General features: G+C 51.3%; 15 protein-coding genes. 4 read left to right on the forward strand and 11 right to left on the reverse strand.

Going from position 1 to position 16,879, the window contains the following annotated elements; genetic code table 11:
- Nucleotides 1-73: 73 nt before the first annotated feature.
- The 11 genes from FW415_RS18885 to FW415_RS18935 all read right to left on the reverse strand — a co-directional run bounded on the left by FW415_RS18885 (nt 74) and on the right by FW415_RS18935 (nt 10,735).
- Nucleotides 74-865, reverse strand: coding sequence for an MBL fold metallo-hydrolase (locus tag FW415_RS18885; RefSeq protein ID WP_148388162.1), 792 nt, complete (start codon nt 863-865; stop codon nt 74-76).
- Between the two features lie 153 nt (nt 866-1,018).
- On the reverse strand, nt 1,019-1,630 hold the full coding sequence (locus tag FW415_RS18890) for an NADH-quinone oxidoreductase subunit B (protein WP_148388164.1): 612 nt from the start codon (nt 1,628-1,630) through the stop codon (nt 1,019-1,021).
- Nucleotides 1,605-2,063 (reverse strand): NADH-quinone oxidoreductase subunit A, encoded by a 459-nt coding sequence (locus FW415_RS18895; RefSeq protein WP_148388166.1) that lies wholly within the window; start codon nt 2,061-2,063, stop codon nt 1,605-1,607. The genes FW415_RS18890 and FW415_RS18895 overlap by 26 nt, the downstream gene beginning before the upstream one ends.
- 158 nt (nt 2,064-2,221) lie before the next feature.
- Complete coding sequence (locus FW415_RS18900; protein ID WP_148388167.1) at nt 2,222-2,662, reverse strand: CBS domain-containing protein; 441 nt, start codon at nt 2,660-2,662, stop codon at nt 2,222-2,224.
- 178 nt (nt 2,663-2,840) lie between these two features.
- The gene (locus FW415_RS18905; RefSeq protein WP_210420736.1) at nt 2,841-4,535 is read right to left on the reverse strand and encodes a GMC oxidoreductase; all 1,695 of its coding nucleotides are present in this window, start codon (nt 4,533-4,535) and stop codon (nt 2,841-2,843) included.
- A 34-nt stretch (nt 4,536-4,569) separates the two neighbouring features.
- Entirely contained in the window at nt 4,570-5,142 is a 573-nt protein-coding gene (locus tag FW415_RS18910; RefSeq protein ID WP_148388170.1) for a gluconate 2-dehydrogenase subunit 3 family protein, read from the reverse strand.
- A 173-nt stretch (nt 5,143-5,315) separates the two neighbouring features.
- A complete protein-coding gene (locus FW415_RS18915; RefSeq protein ID WP_148388172.1) occupies nt 5,316-6,137 on the reverse strand; it encodes a murein L,D-transpeptidase family protein in 822 nt (273 codons plus the stop codon).
- 352 nt (nt 6,138-6,489) lie between these two features.
- Nucleotides 6,490-7,053, reverse strand: a complete 564-nt coding sequence (locus FW415_RS18920; RefSeq protein ID WP_148388174.1) for an ORF6N domain-containing protein — start codon at nt 7,051-7,053, stop codon at nt 6,490-6,492.
- Between the two features lie 339 nt (nt 7,054-7,392).
- Entirely contained in the window at nt 7,393-8,523 is a 1,131-nt protein-coding gene (hppD, locus tag FW415_RS18925) for a 4-hydroxyphenylpyruvate dioxygenase (protein ID WP_148388176.1), read from the reverse strand.
- Between the two features lie 35 nt (nt 8,524-8,558).
- Nucleotides 8,559-9,551, reverse strand: a complete 993-nt coding sequence (locus FW415_RS18930; RefSeq protein ID WP_148388178.1) for an aldo/keto reductase — start codon at nt 9,549-9,551, stop codon at nt 8,559-8,561.
- Between the two features lie 26 nt (nt 9,552-9,577).
- The gene (locus FW415_RS18935) at nt 9,578-10,735 is read right to left on the reverse strand and encodes a homogentisate 1,2-dioxygenase (protein WP_148388180.1); all 1,158 of its coding nucleotides are present in this window, start codon (nt 10,733-10,735) and stop codon (nt 9,578-9,580) included.
- Between the two features lie 535 nt (nt 10,736-11,270).
- Between FW415_RS18935 and thrA the strand changes: the two genes are divergently transcribed.
- The 4 genes from thrA to FW415_RS18955 are packed head-to-tail and all read left to right on the forward strand — an operon-like array spanning nt 11,271 to nt 16,853.
- Nucleotides 11,271-13,712: a bifunctional aspartate kinase/homoserine dehydrogenase I gene (gene thrA / locus FW415_RS18940; protein ID WP_148388182.1), complete on the forward strand. Its 2,442-nt coding sequence runs from the start codon at nt 11,271-11,273 to the stop codon at nt 13,710-13,712.
- Between the two features lie 8 nt (nt 13,713-13,720).
- Nucleotides 13,721-14,662: a homoserine kinase gene (locus FW415_RS18945; RefSeq protein ID WP_148388184.1), complete on the forward strand. Its 942-nt coding sequence runs from the start codon at nt 13,721-13,723 to the stop codon at nt 14,660-14,662.
- 36 nt (nt 14,663-14,698) lie between these two features.
- Complete coding sequence (gene thrC / locus FW415_RS18950) at nt 14,699-15,997, forward strand: threonine synthase (protein ID WP_148388186.1); 1,299 nt, start codon at nt 14,699-14,701, stop codon at nt 15,995-15,997.
- A gap of 43 nt (nt 15,998-16,040) precedes the next feature.
- Nucleotides 16,041-16,853, forward strand: coding sequence for a tetratricopeptide repeat protein (locus FW415_RS18955; protein WP_148388188.1), 813 nt, complete (start codon nt 16,041-16,043; stop codon nt 16,851-16,853).
- Nucleotides 16,854-16,879: the final 26 nt, after the last annotated feature.

Genomic DNA, 16,879 nt, shown 5'->3' on the forward strand with positions numbered 1-16,879 from the left:
CAGTTTTATACTGTGTTCTCAATGCGCCATGCTGTAGAACTTTTCCCTTGCTTACATGAGCTTCTGTACCAGTTTATATTCTCTCTTCAGGTTCCTGTAGCCGGATGATCTCTTCATCCCGCAACACAAGATACGGTGTTTGCCTGCCGGATTTCTGCACCGGGTGAGGTTTCAGGAACTTTTGCCGGAAACGTTCGGCCGCCTCATGCAATATGGTGCGGCCATGACCGAAACAGGCTATATCAAAATCAAATGTCGATAATCTTTCCAGGGTATGCATCGCTTCCCGCTCCTGCTCATAAAATATGGAATACCCGAGACCGAATACATTCATGGCGGCGTCCGCCGCAAAGAGCACATTCCGCTGCCCCGGCACAAAAAATGCCAGCTGTCCCGCACTATGTCCTGGCGCATGTATCACATGAATACCACCTGCCATCGGTAACCAGTCCCCATCTGCCAGTACTTCATCCACTTCCACGGGAGTAACGCTGCCCGGCGTATTCCTGATAAAAAGGCGATACATCATTTTATGTACGAATCCCGGGAAATATGGCACATCCGGTTTCGGCACGTCTCCCTGTTGCAGCAGCTGCACTTCAGCAGCATGCATGTATATTTTTGCGCCTGTTACCCTTTTCAGTTCCGCTGCGTTGCCGCTGTGGTCCGGATGACTGTGCGTTAAAAGGATGTGGCGAATGTCCCGTACATCACGCCCTATCCGCGTCACAGCATCCATTAAAAGCCCGGCCTGGCCGGGAGCACCGGTATCTACCAGCGTCAGTTCCTCATCCTCGATAACGAAGGCATTCACACGCCCTAACGATATCTCATATACGTTTGCAGTGATCCTTTTTACTTTCATCCGCTTACTTTTTTTTCACGGTCGGATGGAGTCCCTGGATGTTTAAATAATCATCCCCTGTGTACTAATGATTATTCTAAACATACTGGCTTCATTCCCTTTTGTTGAACATTCAAAAATGAAAGTACCTATATTTCGTCTGTTGTTTTGAAATCAGTCATCTGCTCGCTTTTCCCTGTTCATATCCCGCATCGATATCTTCTCCGGTTTGATAACGCCCTGTTCCCCGATCACCCAGCTCAGGGGGCGTTTCTCCTTGCCCACTGACTGTTGCAACAACACCAGTCCATGCATGAAAGCATCCGGTCTGGGCGGGCAGCCCGGTACATATACATCTACGGGCAGGAACTTATCCACTCCCTGCACAACGCTGTAGATATCGTACATACCGCCGGAGTTCGCGCAGGAACCCATAGAGATCACCCAGCGCGGTTCCATCATCTGTTCATACAACCGTTTGATGATGGGGGCCATTTTGATGAATACTGTTCCGGCAATCACCATCACATCCGCCTCTCTGGGCGTACCACGGATCACCTCCGCACCAAAGCGCGCCAGATCATATTTCGGCGTCATACCGGTAGCCATTTCCACAAAACAGCAGGACAGGCCGAAATGGAAGGGCCACATCGAGTTCTTTCTGCCCCAGGCCACCAGCCGTTCTACCGAAGTAAGCATTACACTCTGCCCCATTGTTTCCTCAATAGAGAAATGCCCGTTCCTGTCCGGCGCTGCATCTTTAGGTTCCGTGAGCCACCACTTCATGCTGTTGTTTTTTCTGGATGGAAAATGTTCCCTGTTGCCTGCGCATCTTTCTGTAGGCCCTGAGTATTTTCTTTCCGTCCGGACCGAAGTCCAGCGCACCATTGCGCCATTCGTATATCAGTACAACGAGGAGTATGAAAATGAAAACGGATGCGCCGATGAAGCCGGCCCAGCCCAGTTCGCCAAACGCGATGGCCCATGAGATCACGAATACGGTCTCAATATCAAATATCACAAACAACATGGCTACGAGGTAAAACTGCGAGGGGAAACGCAATCGCGCAGAGCCCGTGGAGATAATACCGGACTCGTACGCTTCACCGGTGGAACGCTCTTTATGACGCTCTCCCAATACGTAGGACAGGCCAAGAATAGCAAACACCAGCACCATTATGATGGAGGCAAATACAAGGAAGGGCCAGATCGGGCTCATGGCAAAACATTTTATTGTTCAGATCTGTAAATCCTTAACTGTGGCATGTTTTATTGCATATCCAAACTATCTTTCCAATACGCGGCATAACTGAGCGGTCCGGTCAGATCTGACAATAAAACAATTTAACGGGTCGTTGATGTTGTGGAATGGCCAGGCTAGTGGTGAGTGCCGTGAATATAACATTCGAGGTTTTCAATAATGTTCTTCTGCTCGTCGATGATGTACTTTACGACATCTCCAATAGATATCAGTCCGATCAGTGATCCTTCATCATCTACCACAGGCAGATGCCGGATCCTTTTATCGGTCATTTTAAACATGCATGCTTCGATCGTTTCATCTTCGGTGACGGTGATCGGGTGTTCCGTCATAATTTCGCGGATAGTGGTTTCTTTGGATGCGCGGCCTTTGAGGATGACTCTGCGTGCATAATCACGCTCTGAAAAAATACCGAGGAATTTATTGTTCTCTACAACGACCAATGCGCCAATATTCCTGTCTACTAAAAGTTTCAGGGCCTCGTACACCGTGCTGTCCGGATGTACGGAATAGACTGCGTTTCCTTTGCCCACCAAGACATTACTGACTCTTCCCATGGTAAGCTAATTTTGCGTTGACGTAATAATATGAAAAACCTACTTTAAGTTAGCTTTTTTTGGCAATAAAAGCAAAAGATAAAAGGGAAAAAGAAGATGTAGCAACAGCTAATTCCCTTTTCCCTTTTATGTGATGTGTTTATATCTGATGTTTTTTACTCCACTGTAAGTTTCTTCATCAGAGATTGCCTTTCTTCAGTTCTTTAACAGCATGATCAGCCGCCCTTGCCGTTAATGCCATATAAGTGAGCGAGGGGTTTACGCAGGAAGCGGACGTCATGGCAGAACCATCTGTAACGAAAACGTTCTTCGCGGCGTGTACCTGGTTGAATGCGTTGAGCACGGAGGTTTTGGGATCGCGGCCCATTCTGGCGGTGCCCATTTCGTGAATGGCCATACCGGGCCAGGAGCCGTTATCATAGGTTCTCACATTCTTTATCCCGGCAGCTTCCAGCATTTCGGCTGCATCGCTGGCCATATCCTTCCGCATTTTCGCTTCATTCTCCTTGAACTCTGCATTGAAACGCAGCACGGGCTGCCCCCAGGCATCTTTTACGGAATCATCAAGGGTAACGTAGTTATCTTCATAGGGCAGGCATTCTCCGAAGCCGCCAAGGCCCATGCTCCACTGCCCGGGCTCTGTCAGCATCTCCTTGAAGTCTTTCCCTACACCCATTTCGGCCACACCTCTGCCCCATCCGCCACGGCTGGCGCCGCCCTGGTAACCGAAACCACGGAGATAGTCCCGTTTATCGGAGCCGATGTTGCGGTATCTCGGCACATAGATGCCATTCGCACGGCGGCCATAAATATATTTATCGTCATACCCTTCCGCGATGCCGGAAGCGCCGGTACGGAAATGGTGATCCATCAGGTATTTTCCCAATACCCCGCTATCGTTGCCGAACCCGTTGGGGAAACGTTTGGATACGGAATTGAGCAGCACGAAGGTTGAGCCAAGTGTGGAACCGTTCACAAAGATGATCTTTGCGAAATACTCTACTGTTTGCTTTGTATGCTTGTCGATCACCCGTACACCGGTGGCCTTGCCTTTTTCCTCATCGTAGATCAGGGAATTCACGATGGAATCAGGGCGGAGGGTGAGGTTGCCGGTTGCCACGGCCGCAGGCAGCGTGGATGACTGCGTACTGAAATAGGCGCCGAAGGGGCAGCCCCTGCTGCAGAGGTTCCTGAACTGGCATTTGGTACGGCCGGGCAGATCCTGCGTGATGTTGGCCACGCGGCCTATCGTCATTTTCCTTCCTTTAAAGGCAGATTCTATGCGGGACTTTACATCCTTTTCCACACAGTTCATATCCATGGGTGGCATGAACTGGCCGTCAGGCAATTGCGGAAGACCTTCATTCTGACCGCTGATCCCGGCAAATTTTTCCACATAATCATACCACGGTGCAATGTCCGCGTAACGGATAGGCCAGTCTACCGCGATCCCGTCCTTTGCATTGGCAGTGAAATCAATATCCGAAAGGCGATAACTCTGGCGCCCCCACATAATGGATTTTCCGCCAACAATATCCGGACGGTACCAGTCGAAACGTTTGTCTTCTTTATACGGGCTCTGGCTGTCGTTGATCCAGTATTTTTCGTTGTGTTCGCTGTAGGGATAGTCACGGCTCAGCTTGTCGTGCGTCTTGCGTTGTTCCTGGGTGATCTTGCCGCGGTGTTTGAATTCCCAGGGGTCCATGGTGGCGGTTTCATATTTACCGTGCTCGAGGTTCTTGCCACGGTCCAGCATCAACACTTTCAATCCTTTTTCCGTAAGTTCCTTTGCTGCCCAGCCGCCGCTTACGCCGGAGCCGATGACGATGGCGTCATAGGTGTTCTGGTCCTGTGCTTTTATATTAAGGTTCATTATTATACTTGTTAAAAGATGATGAAGAGATGGTTTACGCCCAGGCACGATCGCCTTTTTTGTAGGGGACGCAACCGTCGAATCTGCCGGGAACGGCCACATAGCGGAGCGCCTGCGTGGCGCCGGGTTCGGAGGTAAAGTATCCGAGCAATGTCAGTTCCTTCATGTACTGGAAGTAATGAGCCGGATCATCTTTCTGTTTGTTCTCCCGCTTGTTGTAGGCGATCCTTTCCTTATCTATCGCCGTTAGCAGTTCTGTACGCTGCTCCGGGGTGATATCAAGGTAGCTTTTACCGGAGAACATCTTCCCGCTTTCTTCATTGACCTTATTCAACCCGTCTACAAATACCTGCTGCGCCTTTTCGTCATAGCAATCATTCACCATAACCAGGATGAATTCATCTACTTTGGCTGCTTTGGCGCCGGGAGTGGAAGTTTCCGGGATGATCGTTTCAGCGATCTCCGCCAGCAAAGCTTTTGTTTCAGGTGTTTGTAATGTGTAATTCTTAGTACCGGAGGTACAGCCTTCGAGTGCGGCTAACGTGGAAGCGGAAAGCGCTGTTCCCATAAGGATAGCGACATTCCTGATGGCATCTCTTCTATTCATAAACGTAAATTGATTTGACCTTCCCTGAAAGTTTCGAAAAAAAACCGAGATTCCAAAATTTTTTGGCTTTGAGGAGCAAGAATGTGTAAAATTAACGCAATGTTGGGGTTGGCAATAAAAAAGCTGGCCATAAAGACCAGCTGAATAATATTTAATTATAATATTTGTTGTTGCTATTTTCCGGCGCCCGGGGTGTTTGCAGGATTGGCCTGCGCCATTGCCCGCCCTGCCTCATTGCCAGGACCGGTGTACACGTATTTCCCCTGGCTGTTCACCATAACTACAGGAAGTTTACGTGTTTTCTCGAAGTAATCGTATGCTTCTTTCAGGTTTACCCAGAACTTCTGGGCTTCATTGTCTGTCAGGGACACGCTGCCCAGGTAGTCGAGCGAGCGGGTATTGCCGAAACGTACCGGGAATACATGCACCGGAATGAAATCCTGGCCGTTGTTCTTGGCGTTTACGGCCAGAATATATACCTCCTCGATAAAATCATCGGTCAGTGGTATGCAACCGATCGTCAGGCAACTGCCGTGAATATAGATATCTCCGCCCGGCTTTTTCTGATCGCTGAGTATTTTGTCTGAATAATTAGGGTAGTTGATCCCCAGGGACAAATGAAAACTGCTGTTGGGATTGAAGTCATTGATGTAATAGAACCCCTCCGGCACCTGCCTGTCCCCTTCTTTACGCTTGGGCCCCATTTTGCCGGATAGAGAGCAGACACGGTAGGTTTTGAGCAGGGTGAACGTATCGGTAACGTTGTTCCTTACCCATATTTCCAGTTCGCTATCCAGCTTGAAGGAGCGGATGTACATTTGTTTGGCGGGGTATGCGATCCCTTTCTTCGCAAACTCCTGTTTGATCGATTCCTCTTTTTCACGGAATGCCTCTCCCACTCTGGGGAACATCTTCTGATTCTCCAGGAAGGATTGCTGGGCCTGAGCGGTAACAGTGCCGGCCAGCAGTAAAATACCAAATATGATACGCTTCATATGTGTACGCTTTCCAGATTTCATACCAGGAAATAATATGCCAGGTAAAACAGTATAAAAGCAAAAATAATATATATTACGATACCTACCTTTCTTTTAGCGAAACGTAACACATAATGGTGATTTCCGGCGAAAATCAGGTAGGCGGTCAACAGCTGTAAAAGCCCCGCCAGGATGAATAGATATCCGAAGAGTTCTTTCAGTTCCATAGATATAACGTCAAATTTAACAATTTTAGTGGGGAAAGTACCGAAAACACTGAAAAAATTAAAAACGAAATCATCGTAATGTACAACAGTAAAGGGTTTGGCCTGGTATCACAAATTGTGATACCAGGCCAAACCAGCCATAGTCAAGGCTTAAGGAATCCTATCATGGTACGCGGAGGGTCCTGAGGCCGCATCAGTAGCTCCAATGCGTGGAAGATCTCGTCAAATTGTTTGTCGTACTGCAGGCGCATCGACCTCAAAGTGTTCATTACCTCATCGTAGCTCAGCGCCATCTTTCGTAGTGCCACAAAGGTTCTCATGATGTAAATGTTCATTTCAATGGCTTTCTCGCTCTTCAAAACAGAGGATAACATGGCAATGCCCGTTTCAGTGAAAGCAAATGGAAATGCGCCACCAAAGCGCTTTTTGTCTGGTATCACATTTTGTGATACCAGCTGATCCACTTCATCAGCGCGGAGTTCGAACATAAAATCTTCCGGAAAACGGCCAGCATTGCGGCGTACAGCTTGCTTCAAAACTCTGGTTTCAATACCATAAAGCTCTGCAAGGTCTACATCAAGCAGTACTTTTTCGTTTCTCAGCAATACGATTTTCCTGATAATCTTTTCTTCCGGCGTTACGGGTTTGCTCCGTTTCCCTTTTTCCGGATGCACCGGTGCTGCCGGCGCTGCTTTTTTACCTGGCATAAGGATATGATTTAGGTTACAAACAAGTTGACCTGCAATGTAGTAGCAGGGAATTAAATATAGGTTTTATAATAAAACGCGCAAAAAAAAATCAGCAGCAAACGGCGCAAACCAATCTTCTGAACACAATTGCCAGCGTTGGGCTTCCGGGCTGAAACTCACGCAGCATAAACTTTGCAGCATTTCGGCGGCGGATCTAAGGCACCTAAGCCATACGTAACTACCCGCGCCCCGGCCGCAATAAAAAGGGACTGCCTGCTTTGTATGCTGACAGCCCCTTTGCGAGGTTGATTTTATTGTAACGTCCGCCGGCCGTTCCGGCCTGTAATTTATCCTGTATTATAAATTCCCTCTCAATGCCTGCTCCCGTTCGATAGACTCAAAGAGCGCCTTGAAATTGCCCTTTCCGAATGACTTGGCGCCTTTACGCTGGATGATCTCGAAGAACACGGTAGGGCGGTCCTGCAGAGGTTTGGTGAAGATCTGCAAAAGGTACCCCTCGTCATCGCGGTCCACCAGTATGCCCAGTTCCTGCAGCGGTGCAATATCCTCGTCTATCTTGCCCACCCTGTCCAGCAGGGTCTCGTAATAGGATGAAGGCACCTTCAGGAACTCAATGCCACGGCGTTGCAGCTCCCCAACCGTTTGTACGATGTCATTGGTGGCGATCGCTACGTGCTGCACACCGGGCCCTCCGTAAAAATCAAGGTATTCTTCGATCTGCGACTTTTTCTTTCCTTCCGCCGGTTCGTTGATCGGGAATTTGATGCGGCCGTTGCCATTGCTCATCACCTTGCTCATCAAAGCGGAGTACTCTGTGGAGATGTCTTTGTCATCGAACGAAACGAGATTGCGGAAACCCATGGTCGTTGCGTAGAAATCCACCCAGGTGTTCATTTCATTCCAGCCTACGTTCCCCACGCAATGGTCCACATACAACAGCCCGGTCTCCGCCGGATTGTAATCGCTCTTCCAGGCCTTGTAACCGGGCAGGAAGGGGCCGTTGTAGTTCTTCCTTTCGATGAACAGGTGCACAGTATCCCCGTAAGTGTGGATCCCGCTGCGCACCACTTCCCCGAATTCATCCTTTTCCGTTACCGGTTCCAGATAAGGCTTTGCACCGCGCTTCACGGTCTCTTCAAAAGACAAACGCGCATCATCCACCCAGATGGCCAGTACTTTCACGCCGTCGCCATGTTCATCGATATGGCGGGCGATCTCGTTACCCGGGCGCAATGGGGTGGTCAGCACAAAACGGAGCTTGTTCTGCACCAGTACATACGACACGCGGTCTTTAACACCCGTTTCCGGGCCGGCATAAGCCAGTGACTGGAAGCCGAATGCCGTTTTGTAAAAATGTGCGGCCTGCTTCGCATTACCGACATAAAATTCAACGTAGTCCGTGCCATTCAGCGGCAGAAAATCGGGTTGGTCCTGTGCCGTCTTCGGCATCACTTCTGCTGTATTCATAAAAAGATTGTTTGGTATGGTTGGTTTTTGATTTTTTATACTAAGCTTAACGCATACAGGTGTTTGTTGATAAAGCTGATCTCCTCCGGGGACAGTTTTATTTTAATGGCCTCTGCGTTCTGTGTGGCCTGGCCTGCGTTCCGCGCGCCTACCAATGCCACCGTGATTCCGGGGCGGTCGATGGTCCAGCGGATCACCAGTTGCGCCAGCGTTGCGTTCTTTGCTTCTGCCAGCGGTTTGATAAGCCCAAGAAAGGCATTGATACGGGCGATATTGTCCGGCTGGTAAAACCTGGTGGAGGGACGGTGGTCCCCTTCCCCGAATACATGATCAGCTTTGATCTTTCCGGTAAGGATACCGCGTTGCAGCGGGCTATACGCCAGAATGCCCTTGTTTGCTTCCATACAGTAGGGTACCAGTTCCTTTTCAATCGATCTTTCCACCATGCTGAAAGGCACCTGGTTGGACGCCAGGCTGATTACTTTGTCTGCCTGCTTCATCAGTTCCACATTGTAGTTGCACACCCCTGCTGCACGGATCTTCCCCTGCTCCTGCAGGCGTAATACCGCTTCGAATGTCTCTTCGATGGGCGTAGTGACATCCGGCCAGTGGATCTGGTACAGATCAATGTAATCCGTACGTAGCCGGCGGAGGGAGTCTTCGCATTCTTTTATCACACTGTCCCTGCCGGCGTATTTGTGGATATCGATGTCTTTGCCGTTGTTGTCCTGGCTTTTGAAGGCCAAAGCCCCTTTGTTCCCTTCCCAGGTCATCCCGAATTTCGTCAGTATCTGCACTTTGTCCCGGCTGATGCCCTGGAGCGCTTCACCAACGATCTCCTCGCTGGCTCCCTGCCCATAGATCGGCGCGGTATCAATAGATGTCACGCCTTCATCGACAGAAGCCCTGATGGCCGCTATGGCGTCGCTGCGTTCCGCTCCGCCCCACATCCATCCACCAATGGCCCAGGCGCCAAAAGTGATCGCTGAAATCTGTAAATCGCTTTGTCCAAGTTGTCTGTATTCCATGCTTCTATTTTTCTTTAAAATTACGCCTATTCGGCCCAGCTCATCACATACTGCTCATCTTCGATGCCCAGGGCCGCCTGGGTGATCTGCAGCGGGTGGAAGGTGTCTACCATCACGGCCAGTTCCTTTGTTTCCTTTGCGCCAAGACTTTTTTCCACGGCTCCCGGATGAGGGCCATGCGGAATACCCGCGGGATGCAGGGTGATCATGCCCCGGGTCACATGCTTGCGGCTCATGAAATCCCCATCCACATAATATAACACTTCATCGCTGTCTATGTTGCTGTGATTATAAGGTGCCGGTACAGCCTGCGGATGATAATCAAAAAGGCGCGGGCAGAAAGAGCAGATCACGAAGTTGTTGCCCTCGAAGGTCTGGTGTACCGGCGGGGGCTGATGCACGCGGCCGGTGATCGGCTCAAAATCGTGAATGGACAGGGCATACGGATATTCACATCCATCCCAGCCCACAACATCAAAGGGATGATGGCCGTAGTGAATGGGGTACATGACCCCTTTCTTTTTGATCAGTATGATGTAGTCACCCGCCTGGTCAATTGTTTCCAGATGCTGCGGCTGCCGGATATCCCGCTCGCAGAAGGGCGAATTTTCCAGCAGCTGGCCATACCGGCTGAGGTAACGCTTGGGGAAACGGACCGGACTGAACGATTCCACGATAAAAAGCCGGTTGTTCTCCCCGGAAAACTCCAGCTGATAAATGGTACCCCGCGGAATCACCACATAATCCCCATAGCCGAATTCCAGCCGTCCGTATGGCGTACGGAGTACTCCACTGCCTTCATGAATGAACAGTACTTCATCAGCGTCCGCATTCTTGTAGAAATAATCTGTAGTGCTCCGCGCAGGCGCCGCCAGTGAAATATGGCAATCGCTGTTCACCAGGATGGCCTTGCGGCTTTTGAGATAATCACTTTCCGGCTGAATACTGAAGCCCTGGAAGCTGCGGTGTTTCAGCATTTTCTCTTCAGCCACCTGCGGCGCTACACTATAAGGCTCGTCTACTTTTACGATCTCCGTGGGCGGGTGGCAATGATATAATAATGAATAGTTCGATGAAAAACCTTCCGTGGAAAACAACTGCTCGGAGTACAGCTTGCCATCCGGCCTGCGGAACTGCGTGTGCCGTTTATGGGGGATCTGCCCGAGCGTATGATAGTGTGGCATAAAAAGTAAATTATAATAAACAATACCAGCCCTGAAAAACAGGCATGGGCATGCAGATGATTACTGTACTAATTTACGGATAAGCCGGCGGTTGACCGGCAGAAGAAGTGTTAAACCGCTGAATCCATGGCGAGGGTGGCCATGAGGAAACAGTAGTTGAGCTGATGCTTGTATGTTGGTAACGAATACATGATCGTAACCTAAAATTACGGTTATTTTCCAATTGTAAAGGAAAAGTTTTCACTGAACGCTTTTAGCGCTCTTTTAGATTTTTTCTAAATTTTGACAATACCGTTTGTATTTTCATTTTAAATTGCGCACCTTTGTAATGCAAAAGTCATAAAATAATAGTGCATTTATTCAGCTCACATATAATCCGTATAACTGAACTCTTCCCCGGAGTGCAGGGCACTATTATTACCACAACCACCACAACCCCATCGCGGGGTTAATTTTCACATATCGTCCACCGACCAGTTACTGGTACACCTTCAGGCAGGCTTTGCCTAATTTCCTTATTAACATTCTTTCTTACATGCAGGTTTTAAAATTCGGCGGTACTTCAGTTGGCAGTACCAAGGCCATAGAACAGGTTTGCAGCATCGTAGCATCCTATAAACGAAAAGGCCGGATGGCGGTCGTGGTATCCGCCATGAGCGGCATTACCGACAAGCTTATCGCCGCCGGGCAGCAGGCCGGGCAGGGGCAGGAACAATACCGGACGATATTGCAGGACATCGAGAACAAACACCTGGACACGATCCGGGGACTTTTCCCCATCGCCATACAAAGCAGCCTGCTCAGCCAGGTAAAGAAGCAGCTCAACCAACTGGAATCCTTATGCGACGGCATTTTTCAGGTCGGGGAACTTAGCGCCCGCTCGCTGGACAAGCTCATGAGCTTCGGGGAACTGCTCTCTTCCTGGATAGTAGCGGAGAAACTGAAACATATGGGGCTTGCCGCCAGCTGGAAAGACAGCCGCGAACTGATCTCCACCGATGCCCAGTTCGGACATGCTCTCGTGGATTTTGATGTCACCGAGCATCAGATCACCAGCTATTTCCAGCACCAGCCCTTCGAATACGTGGTATTGCCCGGCTTCATCGCTTCCAGCATCAGCAGGGAAACCACCACCCTCGGCCGGGGCGGTTCCGACTATACCGCCGCCATCGTTGCAGCGGCCATGGACGCCAATGTGCTGGAAATATGGACGGACGTAAGCGGTATGATGACCGCAGATCCCCGCCTCGTGCCGCAGGCCATCGCCATCCCGCGGATCTCTTACGAAGAAGCCATGGAATTGTCCCACTTCGGCGCCAAGGTCATCTACCCCCCTACCATTCAGCCCGTCATGAACCGCCGCATCCCTATCTGGATAAAGAACACCTTTGCGCCGGATGACTACGGCACACTGATCCAGGACAATGGTGAAAAACCCTTCCCGGTGACCGGTATTTCCGGCATCCAGAAAATTGCCCTGCTTACGCTGGAAGGAAGCGGCATGGTAGGCATCCCGGGCTTCTCCAAGCGCCTGTTCGACGCACTGCTGCGGGAAAAGATCAATGTGATCCTCATTACGCAAAGCTCTTCGGAACATTCCATCACCGCCGGCATACATGAAAGCGACATGCTCAGGGCCAAGGCCGCAATAGACAGCGAATTTGCTCAGGAAATATATGACAAGCGCATCGAACCGCTGCTGGTGGAAAAAGACCTCGCCATCGTGGCCGTAGTGGGCGATAATATGAAGAACCACCATGGCATGAGCGGCAAGCTCTTCGGCGCACTGGGGCGCAATGCCATCAATGTAAGGGCCATCGCACAAGGGTCTACCGAAAAGAACATCTCCACCGTGATCAATAAAGCCGATGTAAAAAAGGCGCTGAACGTGATCCATGAAGTTTTCTTTGAATCGGAGACCAAACAGGTGAATGTTTTTATAGCCGGTACTGGCAACGTAGGCAGCAAACTGCTGGAACAACTGCAGGCGCAACAAAGCTACCTGCAGGAAGAACTGGGCCTGCAGGTCCGCATCATGGGCATAGCCAACAGCCGGAAGATGCGCTTCTCGGACACCGGCATTCATCTCGGCAGCTGGAAGGCAGACCTGGAAGCCGGCCATGAAATGGATCTCCGCCAGTTCGCGCAGCGGGTAAGGGATATGAACCTGCGGAACAGCGTATTCGTAGACAATACCGCCAGCGATGAGGTTGCAGGGCTGTACAGTACCTTCCTGCAGCATGGCATTTCCGTGGTCACCTGTAACAAGATCGCCTGTTCCGCCGCATATGCGAATTACAAGCAGCTGAAAGACCTTGCCCGCAAGTTCAACGTCTCTTTCCTCTTTGAGACCAATGTAGGCGCAGGGCTACCGGTGATCAACACCCTGAATGACCTGGTGCGCAGCGGCGACCGGATCAACACCATAGAAGCAGTGCTGAGCGGCAGCCTCAACTTCGTGTTCAACAATTTCGTGAACGGCGCCAATTTCCGCAAGGTGGTAAAAGCGGCGCAGGACGAAGGATACACGGAACCGGACCCGCGCATCGACCTGAGCGGAAAGGATGTTATGCGCAAGATCCTTATCCTGGCCAGAGAGAGCGGGGCCGTACTGGAAATGGAAGATATCGTCAATCACTCCTTTCTGCCGGAAGAAGCCCTGCACGCGAAAGATGTAGCCGCTTTTTATGATCAGCTGGATGTGCATGCCGCACATTTTCAGGGGCTGCTGCAGGGAGCGGCGGATAAAGGAGAACGGCTGAAGTTCGTAGCGAGTTACCATAACGGCGAAGCTTCTGTTGGCCTCCAGTCCGTAGGCCCGGAGCATCCTTTTTACCAGCTGGAAGGGAAAGACAACATCGTATTATTCACAACCAACCGTTACGCGGAGCAGCCGCTGATCGTGAAAGGTGCCGGCGCAGGCGCGGATGTAACGGCATCGGGCATATTTGCAGATATTATCAGGACCGTTCGATAAAAAAATATATGAGCAAGCAGAATTTATCCTCCGTAAAAGTATTCGCCCCCGCCACGGTCGCCAATGTAGCCTGCGGTTTCGATGTTATCGGCCTGGCGCTGGACAGCACCGGCGATGAGATGGAGATCCGGATCAGCGACAAACCCGGCGTGCACATCGTTGCCATTGAAGGCGCAGACCTACCGCTCGAAGCCTCGCAGAATGTTGCCGGTGTGGCCCTGCAGGCTATGCTGCAGGAATACGGGCAACCGGAACTGGGCTTTGACGTTGCTATCCGGAAGCTGATACAACCGGGCAGCGGCATCGGTTCCAGCGCAGCCAGCGCCGCAGGCGCGGTAGCAGGAGCCAATATATTACTGAACGGGCACTTCCCCCCCGAATCCCTCATACGCTTTGCCATGGAAGGCGAACGCCTGGCCTGCGGCACTCCGCATGCCGACAATGTTGCACCCGCCATCATGGGCGGCTTCACGCTGGTGAGAAGCTATCAACCCCTGGATGTGATAAAGCTTCACACCCCGGCGGACCTCTGGGTAACCGTCATCCATCCGCAGATAGAAGTGAAGACGGCAGACGCCCGTGGTATCCTCAAGCAACAGGTCCAGCTCCGCGATGCCATCCGTCAATGGGGCAATGTGGGCGCGTTGGTGGCCGGTCTTTACCGTGAGGACTACGGGCTGATCAGCCGTTCGCTGGAAGATGTGATCATTGAGCCCATCCGTTCCATCCTCATTCCCGCCTTCCATGATCTGAAGCTGCGATGCAAGGAGGCCGGCGCCCTCGGCGGTGGTATTTCCGGCAGCGGGCCTTCCGTTTTCATGCTCAGCAAGGGCGAAGATAACGCCCGTGCCGTGGCCGAAATGATGGAAACGATCTACGCCCCGCTTGGGGTAGCCTACAAGATACACGTCAGCCGCATCAGCACCACCGGCGTACGCGTGATAGATTGAGTTGGTATAATCAATTAAATTTTACTTTATTTACACATGCAGTATTATAGCTTACAGAATCATCAGCACAGCGTTTCCTTCCGGGAAGCCGTAATACAGGGACTTGCGCCGGACAAGGGATTATATTTCCCTGCCGCGATACCGAAACTGGAAAAGAACTTCCGGGAGAGACTGGACGAGCATGACCCGCTGAATATTGCCCGTGCCGTTATACAACCGTTCATCGGGGATGACATCCCTGAACAGGAACTTAAAAAGATCATCGCCGCAACGCTTACTTTTCCTTTCCCGCTACACCCTGTGGAGGAGAACGTGTATGCGCTGGAGTTATTCCATGGCCCTACGATGGCCTTCAAGGACGTGGGCGCGCATTTCATGGCAGGTTGCCTCGGGTATTTCCGCAGGCATGAGGACAAGCCCGTCACCGTACTGGTAGCCACTTCCGGCGATACCGGCGGCGCCGTGGCACATGGTTTTTACAATGTGCCGGGCGTGGAGGTGGTCATCCTCTACCCTTCAGGCAAGGTCAGCGAACTGCAGGAGAAGCAGCTCACCACCCTGGGAGGCAATATCACCGCGCTGGAGATCAGCGGAACGTTCGACGACTGTCAGCGTATGGTAAAGGACGCTTTCCTGGATGAAGCGCTGCAGGCCCGCCGCCCGCTAACCTCCGCCAATTCCATTAACGTAGCCAGATGGCTGCCGCAAATGTTCTATTACATTTTCGCCTACCGCGAGAGCAAGCAATGGAAAAAAGAAACCGTTATATCCGTGCCGAGCGGCAACTTCGGCAATATCTGCGCAGGCATGATGGCCGCTGCCATGGGGTTGCCTATTCATCATTTTATTGCCGCTACCAATGTCAATGATACGGTGCCGAGATATCTCGAGAATGGCGCCTATGAGCCCAACCCCGCCGTAGCCACCATTTCCAATGCCATGGATGTGGCAGACCCCAGCAACTTTGCGCGCATCCTGCAGATGTTCGCGCAGAACGAACGCGCCCTGAAAGCAAGTCTTACAGCTTATCGTTTTACCGATGAAGAGACCGTTGCCGCCATGGAAAAAGTGTACAAGGAACATCAGTATCTGATGGACCCTCACGGCGCCGTAGGTTACCTGGGCCTGAAAAAGTATATGCAGCGCCATCCCGGCCACACTGGCATTTTCCTGGAAACAGCGCACCCTTCAAAATTCCTTAACACAATGCCCGAAAGCCTGCAAAGCCAGGTGAGCATACCGGAGCAGGTGCAGGAACTTTCAGGCAGACAAAAGGTCTCCGTAAAAATGGAGGCGGATTACGAGCAGCTGAAAGAATGGCTGATGCAATCCTGATCCGCTGTTTTGACATACAGGATTTCTTCCATAAGTTTGGCGAATGAAATTATGGCGTTCCAGTTTGCTGATATTCCTGGCCGCATGCCAGGCACCTCCGGAGGAAAATACCCATACCCTGTATCCGGATTCCGGGGGGCCCTCCGTAGCGGATATGCGTGCCGCGCTCCGCGAGCGGCCGCAGGATGCAGAAATACGTATGCAGCTTGCCAACGCGCTCATTGAAAACGGACAGTATGCTGCGGCGGATAGCCAGGCGATCTATTTCGCAAAAGATTCCGGTACGCTGGACAAAGCTTTTTATATCAAAGCGCTCATTGCTTTGAACGGGGATGATACGACCGCCACGATCGCCCATCTCAGCCGGGCAATTGAACAGGCCGGCAACCGCAGTGAATATGAAGCCGTGATGCTGAATGCGGAGCTGCTGATGGCCCGCAGGCAGGCCCGGGAAGCCGCAGCCTACTTTCTGCTGGCCCAGAAACTCGACTCTGCTTCCGCGGAAGCCCGGTACGGCCTGGGGCTGGCGCAGGAAAAACTGATGGATCACCGCTCTGCCGCAGTCAGTTACCAGCTGGCTGTCGAACTGGACCCAGCCTACAGTCCCGCTTACCTGGCACTGGGCAGACTGGCGGAGTTGGAAAAAGACCTCCGCGAAGCCTGGCGGTATTATAACCTCGCCGCCAAAGCAGATCCTACGGATGCCGAAGCGTTCTTTCTCCGCGGCAAAACCTTCCTGCAGCTGGGCAACAAACCTGCCGGCATCGATGATCTCACCAAAGCGCTATCCTTCCGTAAAGATCATCCCGCAGCAAAAGCCCTGCTCGATTCTGTCAAGACCAGCAATTTTCAGTAGGTTTGCAGCTGTTCATCAAACCATCA

This window comes from Chitinophaga sp. XS-30, assembly GCF_008086345.1.
Classification (GTDB): domain Bacteria; phylum Bacteroidota; class Bacteroidia; order Chitinophagales; family Chitinophagaceae; genus Chitinophaga.